At 63.3% G+C, this 22,977-nt stretch carries 18 protein-coding genes and 3 pseudogenes; 9 read left to right on the top strand and 12 right to left on the bottom strand.

Annotated elements, in window-relative coordinates:
- Positions 1–733: 733 nt before the first annotated feature.
- Positions 734–2,173, bottom strand: a complete 1,440-nt coding sequence (locus BN1233_RS42040; protein ID WP_046869646.1) for a DUF1254 domain-containing protein — start codon at positions 2,171–2,173, stop codon at positions 734–736.
- Between the two features lie 692 nt (positions 2,174–2,865).
- Between BN1233_RS42040 and BN1233_RS42035 the strand changes: the two genes are divergently transcribed.
- The 5 genes from BN1233_RS42035 (at position 2,866) to BN1233_RS42020 (ending at position 8,590) form a co-directional block, all read left to right on the top strand.
- A complete protein-coding gene (locus BN1233_RS42035) occupies positions 2,866–3,141 on the top strand; it encodes a hypothetical protein (RefSeq protein WP_046869643.1) in 276 nt (91 codons plus the stop codon).
- A 97-nt stretch (positions 3,142–3,238) separates the two neighbouring features.
- A complete protein-coding gene (locus tag BN1233_RS42030) occupies positions 3,239–4,345 on the top strand; it encodes an efflux RND transporter periplasmic adaptor subunit (protein ID WP_046869642.1) in 1,107 nt (368 codons plus the stop codon).
- The gene (locus tag BN1233_RS42025; RefSeq protein ID WP_048708474.1) at positions 4,342–6,900 is read left to right on the top strand and encodes an efflux RND transporter permease subunit; all 2,559 of its coding nucleotides are present in this window, start codon (positions 4,342–4,344) and stop codon (positions 6,898–6,900) included. Before BN1233_RS42030 ends, BN1233_RS42025 begins: the two co-directional genes overlap by 4 nt.
- Positions 6,848–7,495, top strand: a complete 648-nt coding sequence (locus BN1233_RS49390) for an efflux RND transporter permease subunit (protein WP_197094555.1) — start codon at positions 6,848–6,850, stop codon at positions 7,493–7,495. The genes BN1233_RS42025 and BN1233_RS49390 overlap by 53 nt, the downstream gene beginning before the upstream one ends.
- A 549-nt stretch (positions 7,496–8,044) precedes the next feature.
- The gene (locus BN1233_RS42020) at positions 8,045–8,590 is read left to right on the top strand and encodes a transporter suffix domain-containing protein (protein WP_046869641.1); all 546 of its coding nucleotides are present in this window, start codon (positions 8,045–8,047) and stop codon (positions 8,588–8,590) included.
- A 135-nt stretch (positions 8,591–8,725) separates the two neighbouring features.
- On the opposite strand, the gene BN1233_RS42015 is transcribed toward BN1233_RS42020, so the two are convergent.
- Positions 8,726–9,052 (bottom strand): ATPase inhibitor subunit zeta, encoded by a 327-nt coding sequence (locus tag BN1233_RS42015; RefSeq protein ID WP_046869640.1) that lies wholly within the window; start codon positions 9,050–9,052, stop codon positions 8,726–8,728.
- Between the two features lie 850 nt (positions 9,053–9,902).
- Here BN1233_RS42015 and BN1233_RS50415 point away from each other — a divergent pair.
- Positions 9,903–10,274, top strand: coding sequence for a hypothetical protein (locus BN1233_RS50415; RefSeq protein ID WP_046869639.1), 372 nt, complete (start codon positions 9,903–9,905; stop codon positions 10,272–10,274).
- A 148-nt stretch (positions 10,275–10,422) separates the two neighbouring features.
- On the opposite strand, the pseudogene BN1233_RS50410 reads toward BN1233_RS50415, so the two are convergent.
- From BN1233_RS50410 to pcaD, 8 genes and pseudogenes are all read right to left on the bottom strand, one after another.
- Positions 10,423–10,830, bottom strand: a pseudogene (locus tag BN1233_RS50410) (transposase); the annotation flags it as partial.
- A gap of 11 nt (positions 10,831–10,841) precedes the next feature.
- Positions 10,842–11,678 (bottom strand): 3-oxoadipate:acetyl-CoA acetyltransferase, encoded by an 837-nt coding sequence (locus tag BN1233_RS42005; protein ID WP_046869645.1) that lies wholly within the window; start codon positions 11,676–11,678, stop codon positions 10,842–10,844.
- Positions 11,679–11,686: 8 nt separating this feature from the next.
- Positions 11,687–12,490, bottom strand: coding sequence for a benzoate diol dehydrogenase BenD (benD, locus tag BN1233_RS42000; protein ID WP_046869638.1), 804 nt, complete (start codon positions 12,488–12,490; stop codon positions 11,687–11,689).
- 220 nt (positions 12,491–12,710) lie between these two features.
- The gene (locus BN1233_RS41995) at positions 12,711–13,640 is read right to left on the bottom strand and encodes a dioxygenase family protein (RefSeq protein WP_046869637.1); all 930 of its coding nucleotides are present in this window, start codon (positions 13,638–13,640) and stop codon (positions 12,711–12,713) included.
- Between the two features lie 55 nt (positions 13,641–13,695).
- Positions 13,696–13,986 carry a muconolactone Delta-isomerase gene (gene catC / locus BN1233_RS41990; protein WP_046869636.1) on the bottom strand — a complete coding sequence of 97 codons (291 nt, stop codon included), beginning with the start codon at positions 13,984–13,986 and terminating at the stop codon, positions 13,696–13,698.
- Positions 13,987–13,990: 4 nt separating this feature from the next.
- Positions 13,991–15,163 carry a muconate/chloromuconate family cycloisomerase gene (locus BN1233_RS41985; protein ID WP_187144501.1) on the bottom strand — a complete coding sequence of 391 codons (1,173 nt, stop codon included), beginning with the start codon at positions 15,161–15,163 and terminating at the stop codon, positions 13,991–13,993.
- Positions 15,164–15,413: 250 nt separating this feature from the next.
- Positions 15,414–16,781, bottom strand: coding sequence for an MFS transporter (locus BN1233_RS41980; RefSeq protein ID WP_197094556.1), 1,368 nt, complete (start codon positions 16,779–16,781; stop codon positions 15,414–15,416).
- 9 nt (positions 16,782–16,790) lie between these two features.
- Positions 16,791–17,600 carry a 3-oxoadipate enol-lactonase gene (pcaD, locus tag BN1233_RS41975; protein ID WP_046869634.1) on the bottom strand — a complete coding sequence of 270 codons (810 nt, stop codon included), beginning with the start codon at positions 17,598–17,600 and terminating at the stop codon, positions 16,791–16,793.
- 379 nt (positions 17,601–17,979) lie between these two features.
- On the opposite strand from pcaD, the gene BN1233_RS41970 reads away from it, so the two are divergent.
- The 3 genes and pseudogenes from BN1233_RS41970 to BN1233_RS45780 all read left to right on the top strand — a co-directional run bounded on the left by BN1233_RS41970 (position 17,980) and on the right by BN1233_RS45780 (position 22,098).
- The gene (locus tag BN1233_RS41970; RefSeq protein ID WP_046869633.1) at positions 17,980–18,858 is read left to right on the top strand and encodes a LysR family transcriptional regulator; all 879 of its coding nucleotides are present in this window, start codon (positions 17,980–17,982) and stop codon (positions 18,856–18,858) included.
- Between the two features lie 673 nt (positions 18,859–19,531).
- Positions 19,532–20,968, top strand: coding sequence for a cardiolipin synthase (gene cls / locus BN1233_RS41965; RefSeq protein WP_046869632.1), 1,437 nt, complete (start codon positions 19,532–19,534; stop codon positions 20,966–20,968).
- A 312-nt stretch (positions 20,969–21,280) separates the two neighbouring features.
- A pseudogene (locus tag BN1233_RS45780) lies at positions 21,281–22,098 on the top strand (IS5 family transposase).
- 2 nt (positions 22,099–22,100) lie between these two features.
- Here BN1233_RS45780 and BN1233_RS50405 read toward each other — a convergent pair.
- A pseudogene (locus BN1233_RS50405) lies at positions 22,101–22,663 on the bottom strand (IS6 family transposase); the annotation flags it as partial.
- A 97-nt stretch (positions 22,664–22,760) separates the two neighbouring features.
- A partial coding sequence (locus tag BN1233_RS41950) for an Hsp20/alpha crystallin family protein (protein WP_048708479.1) occupies positions 22,761–22,977 on the bottom strand: 217 nt, incomplete at its 5' end.

Genomic DNA, 22,977 nt, shown 5'->3' with positions numbered 1-22,977 from the left:
ATTAAGGATCCGATGCTCTAAGTTGCCAGAAGTCAAAAGCGCAGCGAATCTCTGCATAGCGAAGAGGGTGAATACTGGCGGTAAGAATCGGCCTGTGAGGATGCAACTCCCTGGAGGCCAAGTAGTGAGAAGCGCATTTCCACGTTAGCGATAAACGTCATCCCCGCTAAGCGATCTGTGGGAGAGAAAGACAGTTCCAGGACAGCCTCCGAGTCACGCTCGAAACTGTCCGCTGGCCAGTTGTTTGCGTTGCCGGAAGCGACCTCAAGCTCAGGCACATGCTGCGCATATTCACGAGCGCACAACCACCGACACCGCGACTACGCGCAAGAGCTCAAGGCTCTCAAGACAGTCCCGAGACACCCTCGCGAGACAGCCATAATCAGCACCGGACTTGGTCTGCCTTGGTTCTGCGCGGCGGCCGCTCCTCTCGGTCGTCAATGTCAGACGTGTCGGTCAAAAGCATCTCGGCTTCGGGCTCAGCCATCTTCCGAAACGTTAGTGCCTTGGCACGCGCTTCCTCGAGCGACACGAGCGAAAACCCGCCTAACCCGAGGTCGTTCTGGCCCGTCCACCAGAATGCACTGAATCCGTCACTTGCTGAGGGTGGAACTCACGACCAAGTTGCTTGCATGAAGGACCGCAGTCGACGCGAAAGCGGGCCTTCAGCCAATGTCAGCTGTGTGCCAGAACCGGACGTTCGAGGTCTCATTCGGCGAGATCCGGTGCGCGGCTACGCCCGATCGGCCACCCTTTTCACCGGCGGTATCGTCCACGTGCCGTCGATGATCGACGGGTTGCTTTCATTCGGCCAGTACATGCGCAGCATCAGGATGAACTTGCCGGCGGGAGCGGGCAGCCAGTTCGACTCCTTGTTTGCCCCCGGCGAGTCCTTCTGGATGTAGAGGTCGACCGAGCCGTCCGGATTGGCCTTCAGGTCCTGGCGCGCGCTGATGGAATAGCGGTTGATCGGGTTGGGCACGAAGAAGTAGGCGCTATCATACATCGTCAGCGACCAGAAGCCTTCCACCGGCGGCAACTGGCCCTTGGCAAAACGCATGACATACTGGTTGACCCCATCATAGGCCCTGCCGTCGCCGTCCTTCTGCGAGGTCGGATAGACGGCGTCCTGCGGGCGGTTGGCTCCAAGACCGATCGCCGTGACGAGAGCCCGCATCAGATAGTCGGTACCATAGATGCCGGTCTTCGTCGTGAAGCCCCAGCCATCGATGTCGTGGATGTCCTTGTTGATCTTGAACTGGATCATGATCCGGTCGACGGCGATCTCCGGGATGCGCTTGGCGAAATCGGCACGGAGCTTGCCCGCGTCGAAGTCCTGGCCGGGGACAAGCCCGATCCTGGCGAATTTCGCGAGGGCTGGGGCATCCGCCGCCGACGGCGGATTCGTCTTCATCAGCTCCGCCAGCAGAGTGAAATACGCCACCGCGTCCATACGGTTCACCTGGTCGCGCACGGCCGTCTTCATGTCGATCGAAGGATCGACCTTGCCGGCGGGCGGCGTGTAGGATTTCCCGTAGGCGCTGAGCGGCACCAGCTTGACCTGGTCCTGGAGCGCATGCACCTCCGCGTAATCCTCCGGCGTGCCGGTGCAGTAGATGCGGCCGAGCAACCAGACCATGCTGGTGGGCGACTTGTATTCCTTGATGCCCGCCGGCAGCGTGCCGGTCCAGCCGGGCCCGGTGATGGCATAGGTCTGGGCACCGGTGCCCGTGGTGCGCTTTCCGGGAACCTGGAACACCGTTGTCCAGCCGTCCAGCATCGGCATCAGATAGTAGCGGTCCTTCATGTCCGGCAGGCTCAATACCCAGGGTTCCTGGCCGACATCGAAGAACGCGGTCGTGTAGAGTGTGTCGGCATTGGGCGCGGTCACATCCCGGAACGTGGCATCCGGATAGTGCCGGAGCTTGATGATTTGACCCATCGGCGCTCGCGTGCCCTCGGGGGCGGCCACGTTGGTGATGACCCGGCGTGTCATCTCCATGGTGACGAGCGGATAACCATAGATGTAGGCGTCGGTTGCCAGCCAGAACTCCTCGAGCCCTTCGCCAATACCCAACAGCTCCCCAAAATGGGCTTGACTGATCGTGCTCATCGAGGTGCCGGCGAGGAGGCTCAAAGCACCGATCACCGCCTGGCGTCGGGTCAGGTTCATCGTCATGACAAACGTCCCTTTGTGCTTATGTCTGAACATTACGCACGATTGAGCACGGTGGCCGTGTGGCACCCGGCTTGCTCGACACAACTGATAATCCTGCTTCGCGGCCCCGGGAGGCAGATTAGCCGGAGCGCAGATCGGCTGCTTGATTGTTTGGGACAACATCCCGACCATTTGGGACAGGCCCCGTCACGGGAGGCCTCGATGATGCACGTCCTCGGGGCAAATTCCTTGGTATGATCGCAACCATATGCACGCGAGACCCGTCAACGATTGTCCCGGCGAAGTGTTGCGGGTCAGGGGCAGTTCCACCGGAGTGTCCGCACAGGGTCAGGCAGTGAAATTCGCCGATCTTGAGGTACGTCTGGTTTGGTAAGGATTGCTGCCTTCGGATTAACGTCTCAGGAGTGCCAGAACCGGACCTCAGGCTCGCCATTCCAGCCGAATATCCGGGTCAATTGCTCGGTGGTACGACACGACCCAATTCCGGTTGTCGCAACGCCCAACTCTCTCCCGCCGTCTCACAAATCCGAGTACTGACCCGGTGCCTGCCACAATCTTCGCCATGATAGACGATGCGCGGATGAAGTGGTGGGGGCGAAGCGGGCGACGTCCGGAGGAACCAGCCAAAAGTCGGCAAGGCGACAGGTGGGCTTGATGCTCGAAGCACCGGCAATCAGGACGCGACGTTGATCGCCCGCGGGACCGGCCATGAGACCAAATGGTTGCGCCGGCTGCGCGGCCTCGGCACCCTCCTCCGCTATAAGGCCGGATGGCTGGAACATGACATCGTGGCCGGTCTGGTGCTGGCGACCATACTCGTCCTCGGTCCGGACTCGGCCCTCGCGGCCGTCATTCTCGGCGTCCTCATCGCCTCCCTCCTGTCTGGCATGGTAGCATGCTCGGTGCTGAGTTCCGCAGCACGCGAGACGTCGCTCGTTTGGGCGACGAAGCCGACCAAATGAAAATTGTGGCGGCATCGCGCAGTGATATGCTGCTTTCGTGCCGGACCGTCGACGTCGGCAGGCAGGGCGCGACTAAGCGCTCTGGGTGAGGTGCTTCATGCGACCAGCTCTCGCATTGTCGTTGGCGCTTCTGCTCAGCGCGTGCAGCGACAAGGGCGCGAAGGAAGCGGCACTGCCGCCACGGCCCGTCCTCGTCTTCCGCGTCGTCGATAACGATGTCATCGCGGGCCGGGCGATCCCGGGGCAGGCGCGCTCAGCGCATGAGGCGGCGCTCTCCTTCCGTGTGGGGGGCCGGATGCTGGAGCGCCGCGTCAAGACCGGCGACCAGGTCAAGGAGGGCGAGATTGTCGCCACGCTTGACCCCGCCCCGTACCAAGCGGAAGTTGACAGTGTCACTGCCGCTTTGGAACGTGCGCGGGCAACCTACCGGAACGCCGTCAGCCAGCTCGACCGGGATCGACAACTGTTCGAAAAGGCCATCATCGCCAAAGCCCGCCTGGAAACATCCGAGACCAACGCCCAGGAGGCACTCGCCGCAGTGCAATCATCGGAGGCAACGCTCGAGCGACGCAAGCTCGACGTCGAGTACACCACGCTGCATGCCCCGTTTGGTGGCGTCGTCAGCGCGGTGTTTGCGGAGGTGTTTGAGGAGGTCAAGCCGCAGCAGTCAGTCATGCGCATCATCGACCCGGAGACGATCGAGATGGTCATCAACGTGCCCGAGTCCCTGATCTCGCTCGTGCCATATGCCGTCGATGTCAAGGTGACGTTCGATGCCTTCCCGGGCGTCGAAATTCCGGCTGAGATTTCCGAGATCGGCACGGAACCGTCGGAGACCACCCGCACCTATGCCGTGAAGCTGCTGGTCGCCCCGCCACCGGGAATAAGGATCGTGCCGGGGATGGCAGGGCGGGCCCACGCCCGGCCGGGGCCGCAAATCGCCGAACGCTTCAAGGGGGCAGTGATCCCCCTGTCGGCCATCGTCTCGCCCGACGGTGCCGCCGGTAGTTTCGTTTGGGTGGTGAATGAAGCCTCCAGGACCGTGACACGCCGGAAGGTCGAGGTGGGCGAACCGGTGCTGGGGGGTGTCAACATCAGGGAGGGACTGGTGCCCGGAGACCTCATCGTGACGGCCGGCGTGCACAGCCTTCAGGACGGCCAATCCGTTCGGCTTCCGGATCGGCAACCAGGGGAAGCCCCATGAACCTGCCCCGACTGGCGATCCGCAATCGCACGCTCACTGTCTTCGCGGTGATCCTTCTGGTGCTTGCAGGCATTACCGCCTTCTTCAATCTGGGGCAACTCGAGGATCCCGATTTCACCATCAAGGTCGCCGTCGTCTCGACTCCCTATCCCGGTGCGACCGCGGCCGAAGTCGAGCAGGATGTCACCGACCGCATCGAGACCAAGCTGCAAGAGTTGAAGCAGGTCGATTATCTCGAATCGTTCTCAAGGGGTGGCCTGTCGGTGATCAAGGTGTTCGTCAAGACGACCTACACCTCGAAGGACATCCCACAAGTCTGGGACGAACTGCGCCGGAAGGTTGGGGATGTCGCGCCGCAGTTGCCTGATGGTGCCGGTCCTTCGCTGGTCGGTGACGATTTCGGCGACGTGTACGGGCTTTTGCTGGCCGTGACTGGCGACGGATACAGCTATGCGCAGCTCAAGACCTACGTCAACGATCTGAAGAAGGAACTGAGTCTCGTTCCGGGCGTGGCACGGGTTGAGCTTTGGGGGGCGCAGGATCGCCGTGTCTATCTTGATGCGAGCCCCGCCCAGCTCGCGCAGTTGGGCATCTCCGAGGCGAGCTTGCAGCGAACACTGGCTCAGCAGAACGCCGTGGCCGCGGCCGGCTCCATCAGCCTGGGCCGGCAGCGCGTGGCGGTTACGCCGTCCGGGCAGTTTCCCTCGCCGGAATCGATCGCCGACCTGCTCGTTCGACCCTCTGCGGTGGAGAGCTATCAGAGCACCGGCAGCGCCACTCGAACTGGCGAGTTGATCCGGATCCGGGACATCGCCGAGGTGCACGTCGGCTACCGCGATCCGCCCGTGATGATGATGCGATTCAACGGCCAGCCGGCGATTGCCATCGCGATCACCAACCAGCCCGGTGTCAACGTGGTCGACATGGGCAAGGCCGTTGACGCTCGCCTGCGTGCATTGATCGCGGATCTTCCGGTCGGCATCGAGGTTCACCGCGTTCACTGGCAGTCGGCCCTGGTCAATGCCTCGGTGCGCGATTTCTTCGTCAGCCTGGCGCAAGCCGTGCTCATCGTGCTGGCCGTGCTTTGGCTCGCCATGGGCTGGCGCATGGGGATCGTGATCGGTTCCAGCATCATCCTGACGATCCTCGGCACCTTCGTCGTCATGGCGATCCTCAAGATCGACTTGCAGCGCATGTCGTTGGGCGCGTTGGTGATCGCACTCGGCATGATGGTCGACAACTCGATCGTCGTCGCGGAGGGCGCGCTCGTGCGCATGCAGCAGGGCATGGACCGCGTGCAGGCTTCGGCCGAAGCGGCAGCGCAACCAGCCTGGGCCCTGCTTGGGGCGACCGTCGTTGCAGTGCTCGCGTTCTACCCGATCTTTGCCTCGACCGAGAACGCCGGCGAATATTGTTCATCGCTGTTTTCGGTCGTCGCGATTTCGCTGCTTCTAAGCTGGGTCATCTCGGTCACCGTCACGCCGCTTCAGTGCGTGCAGATGCTAAAGGTCGGCCCGGGCGGGGCGGCAAGGGATCCCTATGGTGGCCGGTTGTACCGAACTTTCCGCGCACTGCTTCAAGGGGCGATTCGCCGCCGCGTTTTCACCCTGGCAACGGCAGCGGCCATGGTGATCGCGGCGGTCGGCGGCTTTGCCTTCGTGACCAAACTGTTCTTCCCCGACTCACCGATGCCAAAGTTCCTGGTCGATTACCGGCTTCCGGAGGGGGCCGACATCCGCGCCGTGGCAAAAGACCTGGACGGGATCGAGAACAAGCTGATGGCCGATCCGCACGTGACGGGCGTTGCGAGCTTCATCGGCGCAGGCCCGCCGCGCTTCTATCTTCCGGTCGACCCGGAACCGCTCTCGCCCACCTACGCGCAGCTCGTCGTCAATGTCGCGGATTATCGCGATGTCAGGATTGTCATGACCTCGCTCGGCCCGTGGCTGCGGGACAACTACCCTGAAGCGACCTCCCTGCTCCGCCCGTTTGCTCTCGGACCTGGAAACACCTGGAAATTCGAGGCCCGCCTTTCCGGTCCCGCGCTCGCCTCGGGCGACGCGTTGCGCGCGCTGGCGGCGAAAGGCGTCGCCATCCTTCGGGACAACCCAGAGACCGCCGCCGTTCAGACGAACTGGCAGCAGCGCGTCATCAGGTTCGAGCCGGAGTTCAACGATGCAAGGGCCAGATGGGCTGGCGTGACGCGTGACGATGTGGTGCGCAGTATCGGGCAATCCCTCGATGGCCGGGCGATCGGCGTCTTCAACCAAGGGGACGAGGCGCTGCCCATCGTGCTGCGCGTGAAGCGTGACGAGGAGCCGGCCAGTGATCTTGCTGCGTTGCGCAGCGTGCAAATCAGGCATGAGAACGGCGCGCTGACGATCCCGATCGATCAAGTGGTCGATGGAATCTCAGCCAAATGGGAGGACCCGATCATCTGGCGGCGTGACCGCAAGCGAACCATCACCATCCAGGCGAATCCGCACCATCCAGGCGAATCCGGTGCCAGGCGTCACGTTGCCGACCTACATGAACGGTGTTGCGCCGCAGTTTGAGGCGCTGGCGAAGGAGTTGCCGAGCGGCTACGGGATGCAATGGGGCGGCGAGTACGAGAACTCGACCAAGTCGCAGCGCTCCCTTGTGCCCGGGGTCATTCCGGCCGTGGCGGTCATGCTGCTGATCATCGTGGCCCTGTTCAACGCGATCCAGCCGGCACTGATCATTGTCCTGACGGTACCGTTTGCCATCGTGGGAATGACGGTCGGCCTGTTGGCCACTGGCACGCCGTTCGGGTTTGTCGCGTTGCTTGGCGCCATGAGCCTGTCGGGCATGATGATCAAGAATGCCATCGTTCTGCTTGACGAAGTGAACGTAAACCTCGCAGCCGGCAAATCGCGATATGATGCGATCGTCCTTGCGGCGCTCTCCCGCCTGTGGCCCGTGTTCCTGGCCGCCGCGACAACCGTTCTTGGCGTCATCCCTTTGCTATCCGATGTATTCTGGACAGGCCTTGCCGTGACCATCATGGCCGGGCTGACGATCGGCACAGTGTTTACGATGATCGCAGTGCCGGTTCTGTATGCAACGTTCTATCGCGTGCCTGCGACGCAGAGTGAAGGCGATCGCAAGGGGGACTCTGCCCTACGCTGACCACGAAGAATCTGCATCGCCCGAGGAACACCTGTCTAACGGCGGAGAAGGTTCCATGATGAGGATTGTTCTAGTGACCTGTGCCACCTCAGTGCTGTGGGCACCGACTGCGACGGCGGAGGATACGTTGGCAGTAGGAGCTTGCGCGGCGGACCTCAGAAGGCTGTGCACCGGGATTCGGCCAGGGCAAGATCGTCTGCGAGGCTGCGTTCGAGAGCATATCCGGGAACTCTCGGGCGCGTGCCTGTTGTCGGTTGCAAAGCTCGTTGAGGTCAACCGAGCGTGCAGGGGGCACCTTAACCGGGAGTGTGCAGGAGTCACAGTCGGAGAAGGGCGCCTGGAGGCTTGCCTGAGGTCTGCTACCGCCAGCCTGAGCGCTGCTTGCAAAAGCGCTCTGGCCCGAGCTGTCCCGGGTGCCCGGTAAGCGAAATTCAACGCGAGTATGCTCATTGGCTTGCAAGTCAAGCGGCGCGAGCGGCTGGCCGCCTATTCGCCGCCAGGTCACCATCCGCAGTATACTCTTCTCCGAACGGCTGCCGGAGTAAGACCATGACAGCTTCCGTTCAGGAGTCGGGCACTTCCCCCTCGGCTGACGGGCGGTTCAAGACCGGGATCTGGATCTTCGTGCTTGCATTCGCGCTGTGGCTCCTCATTCCGCTCGCCGCGCTGTTCAAGGCTGCTCCCGCCCGCATCGCCGCGATGACCGGCGTCATCTTCGCGGCCAACAAAGCCCTGCTGCTCGTCTGCGTGGCTGTGATGGGTCGGGCCGGCTTCCAGCGGCTCAAGGCCATGGTCTCCGGTTACGTGAAAGGGCTGTCGCCCGCAGACACGGTCGGCCCCACGCGCTATGCCATCGGACTGGTGATGTTCTGCCTGCCGCTCGTGTCAGGCCTGCTGGTGCCCTATGTCGACCGGCTCTGGCCTGGTCTGAGACCGGACATATGGCCGCTTCAGGTGCTCGGGGATATCATGCTGCTCGCGAGCTTCTTCGTGCTCGGCGGTGATTTCTGGAACAAGGTTCGGGCGCTCTTCTCTAGGACAGCCAAGGTTGTCGAGACCGAGAGCATGGCTCCAGTCGAGACCTGTTCAGGCTAGCCACACATGGAGGGTCAACCGGCGGCGCGGCCAACCGGTGCTGGACCGCAGATCGTAAGTCGCCTTCCTGACGTCTGCGACTTGTGTGCCATGCGCCCGCACAGTCATCGACATACGGGAAGTCGACTGCCGTTCTCATCGCGACATGAGATTGCGTGCGAGCGCCACTGCTGCGCTGTCGAGGGAATCGCCTCTTGCTGTCGGCATGAGGTTCCCGGCTTTGAGCATGAGTTCGGTCATAACGCATCGGATCTGCTCGTCCGACTCCTCCACGCCTGCGGCGTCGAAGTCCTGGCGGATCGTGCGGAACACGTCATTGCGCTCGGGATCGACCGTGGCCCTGACGAGGGCGTCTGAATAGGCCTCGGCTTCCCGACCTGCAAGTCCCAGTTTCTCGGCGGCCCACCTGCCGAGGAGCTTGTTGCGAAGCATCGTCTTCACCACATCGTCGGAGTTGGTCATTCGAAATCCTCCGAGGGCTGGCCGTTGAATACCCTGCGGGTCAGCGGCTCTTTGGCCTGGGTGGATTGCGGCATTGAGCTTGATGTAGGTCGGGAAGTGGTCGTCGACAGCCCGAGCCGGTGAATGGTGCTCCCAACCGGGAGCCGCCAATGTCTCTCGTGGGTCAATCTTCCACCTTCCGGCCGCGGAGCGAACGTCAGCTCTCAAGCTCTGAAGCGGACCAAGCCTTACGTCTCAGGAGTGCCAATAGGAGTGCTAGCCAGCCTCGCTCATGAGGCGAAGGAGATCGTGCGGTGGCGCAACGTGTCACGACGGACCGGTAACAGACTTAGTTTAGGGTGCGGGCCTCTGGAAATCTCCAGATCCCATCAAGGATTTCTGCTCGTGGGCGATACAGTCGAACCCAGTAATTCCAACCCCGCGTGATCGGGATGCAGTTGGGAACGTTGCCGTCGCCCCCCGAACTGGATATCAAATGATCCTTCCGCGGCGGGTTTCGCAGTGACATTGTCCAGGGAATAGACCCCCAGATCGTTCTTTTCGAGATAGCCTCGTGCGGCGCCTGCCGCCGCGGCGCGCCGGAGCGGGGCGGCACGCGGTCGAGTATGAGGCGCACGCCGAGCTCCTGAAGGCGGTGCGGCAGCGGGGCTGAGTGCCGAGAGGGCGGGCGCCTGTCCGGTGCGCCCGCCCTCCCGCGATTTTGGCATTTTGGCAATTCCGGCACGGCTCGAAATCAGCACAGGGAACACTCGCCCACCCGCCGGAGCGGTTGGAAAGCGCACGCAACTCGAGATCCGGGATTCTGCGAGCCGGTTCCGCCTGTGCCGGAACTCACGTGAACCGAGGTACGATGATGAGAACGCTGGACGAGACGATCACAGCGGCGCACCGCATCGTGCATGTGCTGCTCCGAACCGAGGTCACGAGGTACGATGTCGCGACCGCGCTCGAGACGTGCTGCCCGGACTGGAGCGAGCAGGACGCGGCCGCCACATTGCGACTTGCGGTCGAGTTCGCGCAGATCGAGGGAGATGCGGTGCTCCTCGCGCTCGACAGAAGCTACGCCCGCAACATGGCGCAAATGGAGCACTGCATGTTCATGGCTTACGAGCTCGGTGATCATCTCGATCTGCCGGTCGACATCGTGTGGAGCGAGGAGGACCGAGAGCGCTCGATCCTGCACCGGCATGTCCTCTATCCGCTCCCGCCGGATGCCGGGTAGGCAACGGTTCGAGAGGTGACCGGCCGCGGATATCCTTAACGGCCGCCGAATTGTGCAAAGTGCGAATCGCTTTCGATTCGGTGCAAGGCGTCCGCGAGTGAGACCTGCTCAAAGAGACAAAACCATTCCCCGTGTGCGGGTGGTAGGACGAGTCGATCGCTGTAGGGACGCTCATTGCTGAGGGCCCCTCGCCCGGATCCAGACACTGGCCAGCCAGGATCGAGAACCAGCACTCAACTTGATTGAGCCAGGAGGCGCCGGTCGGCGTGTAATGGAAATGCACATTCTGGTGCCGCGCCAGCCAGCGGTCGCACTTGGGCTTGTGAGTGTTGAAGTTGTCGAGGATGACGTGGATCTCGCGCCCCGGATGAGCCGCGACGATGCGGTTCATGAAGTCCAGGAACTCGATCCGGCGCCGGCGCCGATAATGGCGGGCCGTGACCGCGCCATGGGCGATGTCGAAGGCGGCAAACAGCGTGCTCGTGCCGTGGCACTCGTAGTTGTGCGATTGGCCGGTGAGCGCGAGGCCGTTCGGCAGCTTGAGATCGCCCTGAGCGTCACTCCGCTTCAAACGGGAGCGAGGTTCAGGATGGCGCGAGCCTCGGTGGGAGTGGCGGGCCGACGGCCGTGGCGGTCAATCGCCTCGACCGCTAGGCCGACCAACTCCGCATTGCCGGTCGTCAGCCGGTCCTTGCTGACACGGATATTGTCCTCCATCCCCGTGCGAATGGTGTCCGCACCGCGGACGAGGGCCCACTCCATGACCCGCATCTGTTCGCGCCCGATGCCAGCAGCCGTCCACGTCGCGCCGGGAATGACCCGCCTCGTTTCGGCCAGCAGGATGTCGAGCAGCACTTCGTCTGCGGGCATCGCATTCCTGACGCCCATCACAAACTGAATGTGCGGGCGTGGTCCGATCATCCCCTCGTCGATGAGGCGGCGTGCGGCATGAATGTGGGAAAGATCGAAGATCTCGATCTCCGGTGCGATCCGATGCTCCCGCATCCGCGCCGCGAGATCGTTCACCAGGCTCGTCGGATTTTCGTACACAATCGTCGGAAAGTTCACCGAGCCTGTCGAGAGCGAGGCCATGTCGGGGCAATGGACGAGGCTCAGGCCGCGCGCCGCCGGGTCCCGCCCACGACCTCCGGTCGAGAACTGGATGATCATGCCCGGACAGACCTCGCGAATGCCGGCCTGCACCTGCGCGAAGCGGTCCGGATCGGACGAGGGGGTCTCGTCGTCATGACGGACATGGATGTGCACGAGGCTGGCGCCGGCCTCGAACGCGGCGCGGGTCGAGGCGATCTGCTCGGACGGCAGAACGGGCAGGTTCGGATTGTCCTTCTTTCGCGGCACGGAGCCGGTGATGGCGACTGCCACCACAACGGGACGAGTGGTCATGGCGCCTGTCACCCCTGGTCTCCGCCGCCGGCCGGAAGCACGGTTCCGTTGATGTAGGACGCATCGTCCGAAGCCAGGAACAGGATGGCGGCCGCGATCTCGTTCAGCTGGCCGTAGCGGCCGAGATGCGAGGCACGCAGGGTCTGGTCGACGACCTCCTGCATCCACTGCCTGTCCACCTCGGTCAGCGGGTCGGTTCCCCGCGGAACCCGGCGGGGTGGAGCGGCCACGCCACCCGGTGCCACGGCGTTGACGCGGATGTTCGTCCCCGCGACCTCGAAGGCGAGCGACGCCGTGAGCGCGTTCACGCCGCCCTTGGCGGCCGAATAGGGAATGCGGTTGATCCCCTTCGTCGCGACCGAGGAGACGTTGACGATCGCGCCTCGCTTCTGTTCCAGCATATAGGGCAGCACCACCCGGCACCCCCACAGCGTCGGGAAGAGTGAACGGTTGATCTCCGCGACGATCTGGCGTTCGTCGAATTCCTGGAAGGGCCGCATCCAGATCGCGCCGCCGACATTGGTCACCAGCACGTCAATCGCGCCGAAGCTTTCCTTCGCGCGCGCCATCACCCTCTCGTTCCCGGCGAAGGTCTCGAGATCCTCCTCCAGCGCGATGACGCGTCCGGGCCCGTAAGCCGAGGTGATCTCCTGCGCGACCTCCTGGACGATGGCCGAGCGGTCGACGATCGTCAGGCTGGCCCCCTCGGCGGCCGCATCCAGCGCCACCTGTTTGCCGACGCCCTGTGCCGCACCGGTGACGACGAGGCTGCGTCCTTCGAACCGGCGGCCGCGTGGGGATTGCTGGGGCATGGCTTGATCTCCGGAGAATTCTGCCGTGACGGCGAAGGCTGGACGGTTCGGCGCCGTGTCCGGTCATGCGGGCAGTGAAGGCCCGCCGCGCCGAGCCGTTCGTTCGTTTACGGGCGCTACGACGTTGGCCGTGCGGCGCAAAGGAATCGCCCCTTTGCGCCGATTGCATCTTCCGTCGCGGCCTGCGACGGGGCGCCGTGGTCGGCGCAGCCCGCAGGCGTCAGCCGGCGGTGACGTGGGCGCGATTGACCACTGTCTGCGGCACGCCCTCGCGCTCCTTCGTCAGCACGATGTTGAAGGTCGCGCGGGCGAACGGGCGGTTCAGCCCCGCATTGCGGATTGCATCCCCGTTGACGACGCGGTCCAGTGTGACGACGAGTTCGTCCCGGGTGCCGAAGGCGAAGTCCGTATACAGGTATTTGTCGCCCGTGAAGTTGAACTGCGTCGTCAGCTGGCGGTAGCCCGGCGCTGAAATGAAATAGTGGACATGCGCCGGGCGTTCCGCATGCCGGCCGAGCGCGGTCATCAGCTGGCGCGTCGCGCTTTCGGGCGGGCAGCCATAGCCGTTCGGCACAATCGTGCGGGCGCGATAGCGGCCCTGCTCATCCGTTTCGATGCGGCGGCGCAGGTTGTAGGGCGCCTGCTCGCCATCGATGATGGAATAGCCGCCTTTCGAATTGGCGTGCCAGATGTCGACGATCGCGCCGGCGATCGGGTTGCCGTCCTCATCCGAAACCTGACCTTCGATGATGAAGATCTCGCCGGGATCGGTGCCGTCATCCATGCGGGTCTCGCCCTTGGACAGCGGCGCGCCGGGCACATAGAGCGGCCCTTCGATGGTGCGCACGGTGCCGCCCTTGAGACCGGCAAGCTTTTCGGCCTCGTCGAGACGCAGGTCGAGGAAATGCTCGAGCACGATACCGGGAACGAGCAGGCCGAGTTCATCATTCTTTGAGGCCTTGCCGATGAAGGCGACGGCCGCCCAGAACTCGTCCATCGAGACGTCGCACTCGTCGATCACCTGCATGATCCGGTAAAGCAGCTGGGCCGTGACGGCCTTGACGCGCGCGTCGCCCTTGTCATTGTCCGTTCCGGCCGCGCGGGCGGCGAGATCCTTCTTGGCCTCGTCGGAGATCAGGTTGGTAGGCATGTCGTTTCCTCGCTCTTTGGTGATTGGCAGCCGTTCGGGAAGTGTTGCGCCGCTGTCAGCGGTCGTCGTCATGCACGGACGACGGGTGGCGGCACAGCGCCGTGACCTTGATGTCCATGAATGGGAACAGGGGCAGCTCGGAGAGAATGTCGTGCAGGGCCTGCGGGCTCTCGACATCGAAGATGCTGGTGTTCGCATAGCGTCCTGCATGACGCCAGAGATGCCGCCAGACGCCGGCCCGCTGCAACTCCTGCGCGCGCTGGCGCTCGGCCGCCTTCAACGCGTTCGCCGTCTCGACCGGCAGGTCATGTGGGATCTGCACATTCATTTCGACTTGGAACAGCATCGCTTCAGGATCCCATCTTGGCGCGCGGCAACACATGGAGCGAACGTTCGGCGCGGTCGCGCCGGAAGCAGTTCAGTTGGGCCTCGGATAGCGCCACACCGAGGCCTGGTGCCGTCGGTACGGCGAGGCCGAAATCGGCATAGTCGAGCGGGGTTTCAAGAATTTCTTCGGTCAGCAGTAAGGGGCCGAACAGCTCGGTGCCCCAATCCAGCTTGCCGATGGTTGAGAAGAGATGGGCCGAGGCGGCGGTGCCGATGCCGCCTTCGAGCATCGTCCCGCCGTAGAGCCCGATGCCGGCCGCCTCAGCGATCGCTGCCACCTTGGCCGCAGCGAAGAGACCGCCCGATTGTTCGATTTTCAGCGCGAACACGTCGGCGCTAGCCTGCGTGGCGATGGCAAATGCGGTTTCCGGGCCGTTCAGAGCCTCGTCCGCCATGATCGCGACCGGCGTCTCGCGGGCCAGCCGGGCCATCGCGCCGAGGTTGTGCCGCGCAACCGGTTGTTCGATCAGCTCGACACCCGCAGCCGCCAGGGCCGGCAGCATCGCGGAGGCGGTTGCTTCCGACCAGGCCTGGTTGATGTCGACCCGCACCGAGGCGCGATCGCCGAGCGCGCGCTTGATCGCAGCCACATGCGCGACATTGGCGGTAGGGTCGCCCTTGCCGATCTTCAGTTTGAAGATGTTGTGACGGCGGCGCGCCAACATCTCCTCGGCTTCCTCGATGTCGCGTGCAGTGTCGCCGCTGGCCAGGGTCCAAGCCACGGGCAGCCGATCGTGCTGGCGACCGCCGAGCAGTTCGGAAATCGGCAGGCCGACGCGTTGTCCCAGCGCATCGAGCAGGGCTGTCTCCACGGCGCATTTGGCGAAATGATTGCCTTGGACCGAACTGGCTATGATCGCCATCGTCCTCGCGACGCTGCTCGGTACACTGGCGAGCAGAATTGGCGCGAAATAGGTATCGATCGCGAGCTTCATGCCTTCCGGGCTCTCGGGACCATAGGCGAGGCCGCCGATCGTGGTGCCCTCGCCAGTTCCGACGATGCCATCGGACATGTGCAGCCGCACGATCGTCAGTGTCTGCCGATGCATGGTCGTCATCGCCAGCTGGTGCGGGCGAATGGTCGGCAGATCGACCAGAATCGTCTCGACCTTTTGGATACTCGGACCTTTGGACACATTTTGCTTCCGTATTGATCGAGGAAAACAGTAAGGCGCGCGATCCTGGAAGGACAGGATCGATTGAGTGTATTTTTATACCCGAAGGGTATGGCGTCCGCGGGGCTGCGCAGTCAGGCAGACTTGGCCAGAGCGATCCGCCCGCGATCAGCCGTCTCGGCCACAAAAAACGCACGCGGCCGGCCTCTCGGCGGTCGCGTGCCTGGTTGCTGTTGCCGTTTCGCCTATGCCGCGCGGAGCGGCATGAGCCTCATCGGGTGGCCGGGATGGCGGTCATGGGCGCGCTCGACGCCGGAGCGGCGGTCGTGTTCCGAACCGTCAGCGTGGCCAGCGCTGCAACCGCAAGCGGAATGGCGAGGGTCATGAAGTAGCCGGACGGCCCCGCGCCTGAAAGGAGCGTCCCCCCGACCGTGGAGCCGATGATGGCTCCCGAGCGACCGACGCCGATACCCCAGCCCGTCGCCGTTGCGCGCAGCTGGGTCGGGTAAGCGTTCGAGATCAGATAGTTCAGCACGAGCTGCTGGCCGCCGATCCCGAAGCCGGCAAGGGCGATAAGGGCGAAGACCAGTGGCCAGCGGTCGCCCGCGAAGCCCAGCCCGAGTGCGACTGCGATCCCGACGGCGAACATGCCGAGGAGGAGCTTGCGCGGGTCGACCTTCGGCAGGAAGGACGAAAGCGGCAGCGCCATGATGATAAAGGCGGCATTGACGACGACGGTGCCATAGGCGGCCTGGGCCTTCTCCAGACCGAGCGTGGTGAGCGCGGTCGGCAGCCACTGCAGCAGCAGGAACCAGGCGATCCAGTTGAACAGGTAGATGGCGGAGATCGCGATGGTGACGCCGCGATAGCCGGACTCGAACAGGCCGGCGATGGACCCGCCATGCGCTACCTTGCCGGCGCTGACGAGGCGCACATGGTCCGGGATCGACCGGCCGGTCATCTGGCGCAGCAGGCGGCGCGCCTCGTCCTGGCTGTCGTTCTGCTTGCGCGAGACAAGATAGGCAGGCGATTCCGGCAGCAGGAAATAGGTGACGACCATCAGCGCGAGAGGCAGGACGCCGCCGAGCAGGAAGATGCCGCGCCATCCCATGACCGGCAGCCAGCTCGCGGCGATCAGGCCGCCGAGCATGGCGCCGGCAGGCAGGCCGAGCAGCACGCCGGTGATCATCATGCCCCGCTTGGAGGCGGGGCTGTATTCGCCCGTCAGCGCCAGGAGCGAGGGCGTGGCCCCACCCATTCCGAGGCCGATGAGGAAACGCAGAACGATGATCTGCGTCGGCGAGGTGGCGTAGGCGCCCATCAGGGAGAACACCCCGAACAGGAAAATCGCGATCAGGATCGCCTTGCGACGGCCATAGCGATCACCGAAGCTGCCGAGGCCGATCGCACCGAGCGTCATGCCGATGATGCTGGCGGTGATGACCCAGGTCATGTCTGCCGGCTTCATGCCGAAATCCTGCGCGATCGCGGGTCCGATGAAGGCGATGGACTGGGTGTCGAAGCCGTCGAGCAGGGCAATGACGAAGCAGAGCGCGACGACCGCCCAGCGGCGGCCGGTCATCAGGCCTTCGTCGATAACAGTCTTGATGTCTTGTGTGGGGGCTGGTGGGCTGGACATGAGCGCTCCTCAGGATTGTGAGCTTTGCGGGAAGGAAACGGAGAGGTCGCGGCGCAGCTCGGCCGTGACCTGCCCGGCTTGCTCGATGGCGAGCAGGTGCGCGGCCGGCGTGAGCACGACGAGGCGTGAGCCGGCGATGCCTGCCTGTAGGGCTTCCGCCATCTCGACGGGCGTCGCGGGATCCTCGCGGCCGGCGATCACGGTCGTCGGAGCACTCACCCGATGCAGCAGAGGGCGCAGATCCATACGGCCGATCGCCTCGCAGCAGGCTGCGTAGCCGTCCCGGTCGATGGCAGCGAACTCCTCAGCCACCGCTTCGGCGGCCTTGGGATGATCGTCGCGGAAGCCCGTGGTGAACCATCTCTGCATCGTGGCCGCAAGGATGGCCCGAGTGCCTTCGCGCCGCACCAGTCCGGCACGCTCCTCCCAGGCCTCGCGCGTCGGCATGTGAGCCGTCGTCGCCATAAGGGTGAGACCTGCGACGCGCGCGGGGTAGCGCATGGCGAAGGCTTGGCCGGTCATCCCACCCAGCGAGAGTCCGGCGACATGGGCGCGCGTCAGATCGAGGTGGTCGAGCAGCGCGGCGACATCGTCGGCAAGATCGGCGATCTCGAAAGGGGCGGGGCCGCGGTTCGAACCGCCATGGCCGCGCGTGTCGTAACGCACGCAACGATATTCGGCGGAAAGCTCGCCGACGATGGCGTCCCACATCCGATGCGTGGTGCCGAGCGAATTGGAGAAGACGATCGCAGGCGCGCTGCCGGGCCCGGTGACCGTGTAGAAGAGGCGCACGCCCGATTTGGTTTCGACATAGGGCATGATCAGGTCCGTACCCTTCGGCTGCGGCGCACGAGCAGGGCCGCCGACGCGCTTTCCGGAAGCCGCGTTAGCGCGGATCGCAACGGTTCGATGTCAGACATGGCACTCCGACGGCTCTGACGGCCGGTTCAGGTCCGCTCCGGAGCTCGATTCTCCTGCGCGAACGCCTCTTCCCTGTTTGCAGGCTAGGCCCGCATGACGCTGCTGGACAGGATCGTTTCGGTGTATATTAATACCTACAGGGTATGAAAGGCCTACGCCTGGGCCTACGCAGCGCGGAATCCGGGGCATTCGCCCCAGAGCGCGGGACAACCGCCATGATCGCGGTCTCCGGGATGCAGCCGCCTGCGCATTCGGGGATTGGGAGAAGCAAGCCGCGATGGATCTGCGTCATCTGCGCTATTTCACGACCGTCGCCGCGGAAGGCTCATTCAGCCGCGCCGCCGAGAGACTCCATATCGCGCAGCCGCCGCTCAGTCGGCAAATTCAGCAGTTGGAGGAGGAGCTTGGCGTGCGCTTGCTCGATCGTGGCCGGCCGATCACGATGACTGAGGCCGGGCGCTATCTCTTCGACCAGGCGCTGCAGGTGCTGCAACGCGTCGAGGAAATGAGCGCCATGACCACGCGCATCGGCAAGCGCATGGTGCTGCAGTTCAACATTGGTTTCGTGGCCTCGACGCTCTACGACACACTTCCCGAGTTGATCCGCGATTTTCGCATTCTAGTGCCGGATGTGGAAGTGCAACTCCTCGAGATGACGACGCTAGAGCAGATTTCTGCGTTGAAGGACGGTCGCATCGATGTCGGCTTCGGGCGCCTGCGCTTCGATGATGACGCCCTGGTGCGCCGCGTGCTGCGCGAGGAAGGATTATGTGTGGCGGTCGGTTCGACTCATGCGCTGCTGACGAGGAGCAGGAAGCCGAAGCTGGTCGATCTCGAGGCGGAGCCGCTGATCCTGTATCCGAAGGCACCCCGACCGAGCTATGCCGACCAGGTCCTATCATTCTATCGCGAGGCCGGGGTCACGGCGCGCATCGGCATGGAGGTCCGGGACGTGCAGACTGCGCTCGGTCTGGTCGCTTCCGGGGTCGGGATTTGCGTCGTTCCGGCCTCGGTCCGGCGTTTTGGCCGCGACGATGTCGGTTTCCTCGATCTCGATGAGACGTTCTCCAGTCCCATCATCGTCAGTTATCGCAAGAATGATACTTCTGTATTGTTGCAACAAATCATCGGCCTAGCAAGCCAAGGTCGCCGATGAGGCTTCACGGCCAGTAGGCTTTTCCGCGTCTGATCGAGTCCCACGGCTTGGGTGATCATGGCCGGATTCTACTGCAGGAGTTGGCGCGCCGCCTGATCTTGTTTGCACGCGCGACGCCCGCGGCTGCTCGGTCGTCCTGTGCCCTTCCCTACTCCGCCCGAGGCTCGTGTTCGAGACCTGGTCTGCGGAAATCGCACGTGCGTGCTAAGGGGGACCGTGGCCTTCTCCCTCTCACGCTCCCCGATTTTGGTTGGAGAGCAGACCCTCGCAACTGACGAGATCGGGCCGCACGACCCTCTGAGCGGTGGCTGTGACTGGGACCCGCTGACCGCACGACGTCAGTTTGGAGCGTCGAGCAGGACTAATTACCGCTGAGTCTCGCCACCTCCACGCGCTCTTTGAAACTGAGACGCTATGGCAGCGCGGGCGCTGTCTCTCCGAGCGCGTGCTCTCGTGTCAGGAATGTGCGTCACACTCACATTTCCGACGGCACTGGACCTTGACTGACCCGCCGGGGGTATCCATTCCGGTCCCGACTGCAGTGCAGCGAACACGTGGGCTCCGTATCAAACAACGAACATCGGAGGCTCCTTGGAAGGGCCGCTTGTCAGCCGGTTGCAGCCACGTAAAAATCAGGACAGAACCGGCACCCCTTGGTTCTCGACATCCCCTGATGGACCTGACCGACACAGTTTCCTGGGCAAGTCTGTACCTGATCTCCGAGTGGATCATCAGGATGCTGATGCTGGTCATCATCCCTTTCCGACGCTCTCCCGAGGCGGCAAAGGGATGGCTCCTCTTCGGGTTCTTTCTTCCCTGGCCCGCCGCTGCCCTCTACCTGCTCATCGGGCGCCCTGACTACCCGAAGTGGCGGCGCCTACAATTTGCGAAACTGCCTTCCGTGCTCAGGGGAGAGGTCTCCCGCGTGAGGGAACTGGAGGCACGTCAAGAGCCGGACCTGCCGCACAACTTGGCTCAGGCCGCGCGGCTGATTCAGAAACTCGGCCATTTCCCAGCCCTGAATGGCAACGGGGCTGAACTTCTTTCTCAGTATGAGGCAACGCTCGACCGCATTGTGGCCGATATCGACGCCGCCACATCTCACGTCCATCTGCTCTTCTACATCTTTTCTTATGACACAAGTGGCAAGAAGATCATTGCAGCACTGGCTCGCGCCGTCGATCGAGGCGTTGTGTGTCGCGTCCTCATCGATGCCCTCGGGTCCCACGCCTGGGCCTCACGGGTCACGCAGGCTCTGACAGATGCCGGCGTATCGGTCCATCTCGTTCTTCCCCTCAGACTCCTGCGTCGGCGGTCGACCCGTGCCGACCTGCGTAACCACCGCAAGATTGCAGTGATCGATGGCCGGATCGGATATGTCGGTTCACAGAACATTGTTGACGCTGATTTCAATCCGCGAGTCACCAACCAAGAGCTTGTCGTACGCGTCTCGGGACCCGTGGTGCTCGAATTGCAGGCGGTGTTCGTGGCAGACTGGTTCCTCGAGACCAAGCAGGTGCTCAAGACACCCGACCTGTTCCCGGAGCCGATCCGGACCGGTAGCGTTATCGCGCAGGTGTTGCCGAGTGGACCCGACTACCCCGAAGCAGGGGTTGAGCGCGTTGTCGAGGCGCTCATTCATGGTGCTCGCGATCGCGTAGTGATCACAACTCCCTACTTCATCCCCAGTGAGGCGCTTCTCCATGCTCTGGAAACGGCCGTTCTTCGCGGCGTTGAGGTTCATGTCGTCTTGTCGAAGCCGGTTGACCAGAGGCTGGTGAATCTGGCGCAACGCTCCTACTACGCCGAGCTTCTGGGTGCTGGGATCAAGATCCACCTTTATCGAGACAAGCTTCTCCATGCGAAGCACCTGAGCATCGATCAAGACCTTGCATTGATCGGATCGAGCAACATCGATATGCGCTCGTTCACGCTGAACTCCGAGGCCAGCCTGGTGCTGTTCGATCGGGATCTGACCGCGCAACTCCGGATGGAGCAGGCCCGGTACTTCGAAGAGAGCGAGTTGCTGTCCGCGAAGAGTTGGACTGCGCGCCCGCTCGTTCTGAAGTTTATCGAGAACATTGCCCGGCTGCTCACACCGCTGCTTTGAGACGATGGAATGGAATCGCCACACTGAAGGGCACTATCGCGGGAACCTAAGCGGAGACGCAATTGAGCGGCAGATGAGGCGTCACTCATGCGGCCGCGGTTGCACGCTGCCATTACTCCGCGGCCTCGGCTCTGAAATCGCGCAGCGTGCGACGGCAGACAAGGCGGCGCTGGAGGTTGAAAGTGTGGTGCACGGCCGAGTAAGAGGCTGGTGAGCAATTTTATTGCTCGATGCAAGTGCCTGATTCAGAATAGGTTTCGCGCTGGTTCGCCGCGGCGGATGCGGGCTGTTTCACCCCCGGGAGCCCGTGCCATGAATGCCAGTTCCTATGCCAGTGATCTCACGGATGCGGAATGGGCGCTGCTGGAGCCGCTGATCCGCCGCAGCCACCCAGCCGGGCGGCACCAGACCTATCCGTTACGGCGCATCATCGATGCGATCTTCTATCTGCTGCGGACAGGAGCCCAATGGCGGATGCTGCCGCATGAGTACCCGCCGCGGTACGCCGTCTTCTACCATTATGCTCAGTGGCGCGAGAACGGCACCTGGGAGCAGGTCACGCGAACCTTGCGCGAGAGGTATCGCCGCACGATTGGCCGGGCTCCTCAACCGAGTGCGGCGATCATCGACAGTCAATCGGTCAAGACGACTGAGATGGGAGGGCCGCAAGCGTCATCTGCTCGTTGATCCGCAAGGCAATCTGCTGAAGACTAACGTGCAGCCAGCGGACCTCCACGATCGCGCCGAGGCCGAACTCTTGTTGGAGGGTCTGCAGCATCTGTTCCCGGCCATTGAGTTGATGTGGGCTGACACGGCCTATCGTGGCTTGAAGGACTGGCTCCAGAAGGCCCTGGGCTGGAGATTATCGATCCCGCAGCATTGGTGGACAGGCGGCGTCTGGGCACGGGTCGGCGCGGAGCCGCCGACGCGCCCGAGCGGCTTTCAGGTGCTCGCACGCAGGTGGGTGGTGGAGCGAACCATCGGCTGGCTCACCACCAATCGGCGGCTCGCTAAAGGACTACGAGCGCTTCGTCGAAACCGGCGAGATGCTGCTTTACCTCGCCATGAGCCGCATCCTGCTGCGGCGCCTCACCCGCAAACACGAAAGATTATTGCTCACCAGCCTCTAAGTGGACAGGACGCGCTGGGTCGAGCCCGCTGATTGGAAGCCCAGCATCTTCCGGTCGCGTCGTCACACCACCTGATGAGAGTTCTCTGCCCCGTTGTTCTTGCGCAGGTCCTTCATGGCGTGCGGCGAGATCGAGCTGCCGCCTCGCTCACCCATAGGAGGCCAGTTTGTCAGTCACGAATACGCGTGGAGCACAGACTTGCTTCTTGAGAAGCTTACGCATGAGCTTCAGCGCCGACCCTCTGTCCCGGCGTGACTGCACGAGCATGTCTAAAATCTCGCCCTCGCTATTAACCCGCTCGCCACAGGTATATGCGGCGGCCCTGGATCGAGACTACCATCTCATCCAGGTGCCAGCTGTCCGTAGGTCGAGGCCTCAGTCCCCGCAAATTGCGGGCGAGTGCTGGTCCGAACTTGGTTACCTACCGCCGGACGATGTCGAGCTCTCGCTCTGCCGGGAGTTCCTCGACGGCTCGGTGGCTGACCGTGAACCGGAGATAGAGCCAGGTTGCGTGCCGAATAACCTCCGGCGGGAACTGGTGATAGGCATAGGAGATGGGCTGCATCCCCATCCTATCGAAGGACGCATGGCGCGTCAGCTTTCCCATGATAGTGCCGCGTAGCCTGCCCTCAGGCAGGCTACGTTTTGCACGCCGACTACCCCTACGCCACTGCGATCTGCCGTGGCTTTGCCGCTTCGGCCTTCGGCAGAGTCAGCGTAATGACGCCGTCTCGCATCTCCGCCGTGATCCTGTTCTGATCGATCTGGCTGGATATCCGGAAGCTCCGCCGATACGGCCCGACATTGTACTCGCCATAGACGGGCTGTAGATCCTCATACTTCTGGAAGTCAATGCGGCCCTCGATGGTGAGCACGCCG

Origin of the sequence: Microvirga massiliensis (assembly GCF_001006805.1) — a bacterium.
Taxonomy (GTDB): Bacteria; Pseudomonadota; Alphaproteobacteria; order Rhizobiales; family Beijerinckiaceae; genus Microvirga; species Microvirga massiliensis.
Note: the sequence above shows the minus strand (reverse complement) of the source record. Positions and strands in the feature narration are given on the sequence as shown.

What these genes read in the sequence shown, in the direction of transcription:
- BN1233_RS41995 (WP_046869637.1), bottom strand. Translation starts at nt 13,640, where the DNA reads ATGCCTACCAACCTGATCTCCGACGAGGCCAAGAAGGATCTCGCCGCC.
- catC (WP_046869636.1), bottom strand. Translation starts at nt 13,986, where the DNA reads ATGCTGTTCCAAGTCGAAATGAATGTGCAGATCCCACATGACCTGCCG.
- BN1233_RS42040 (WP_046869646.1), bottom strand. Translation starts at nt 2,173, where the DNA reads ATGAACCTGACCCGACGCCAGGCGGTGATCGGTGCTTTGAGCCTCCTC.
- BN1233_RS42005 (WP_046869645.1), bottom strand. Translation starts at nt 11,678, where the DNA reads ATGACCACTCGTCCCGTTGTGGTGGCAGTCGCCATCACCGGCTCCGTG.
- pcaD (WP_046869634.1), bottom strand. Translation starts at nt 17,600, where the DNA reads ATGCCCTATGTCGAAACCAAATCGGGCGTGCGCCTCTTCTACACGGTC.
- BN1233_RS42015 (WP_046869640.1), bottom strand. Translation starts at nt 9,052, where the DNA reads ATGACCAACTCCGACGATGTGGTGAAGACGATGCTTCGCAACAAGCTC.
- BN1233_RS50415 (WP_046869639.1), top strand. Translation starts at nt 9,903, where the DNA reads ATGATGAGAACGCTGGACGAGACGATCACAGCGGCGCACCGCATCGTG.
- BN1233_RS42020 (WP_046869641.1), top strand. Translation starts at nt 8,045, where the DNA reads ATGACAGCTTCCGTTCAGGAGTCGGGCACTTCCCCCTCGGCTGACGGG.
- BN1233_RS42030 (WP_046869642.1), top strand. Translation starts at nt 3,239, where the DNA reads ATGCGACCAGCTCTCGCATTGTCGTTGGCGCTTCTGCTCAGCGCGTGC.
- BN1233_RS41970 (WP_046869633.1), top strand. Translation starts at nt 17,980, where the DNA reads ATGGATCTGCGTCATCTGCGCTATTTCACGACCGTCGCCGCGGAAGGC.
- BN1233_RS41980 (WP_197094556.1), bottom strand. Translation starts at nt 16,781, where the DNA reads ATGTCCAGCCCACCAGCCCCCACACAAGACATCAAGACTGTTATCGAC.
- cls (WP_046869632.1), top strand. Translation starts at nt 19,532, where the DNA reads ATGGACCTGACCGACACAGTTTCCTGGGCAAGTCTGTACCTGATCTCC.
- benD (WP_046869638.1), bottom strand. Translation starts at nt 12,490, where the DNA reads ATGCCCCAGCAATCCCCACGCGGCCGCCGGTTCGAAGGACGCAGCCTC.
- BN1233_RS42025 (WP_048708474.1), top strand. Translation starts at nt 4,342, where the DNA reads ATGAACCTGCCCCGACTGGCGATCCGCAATCGCACGCTCACTGTCTTC.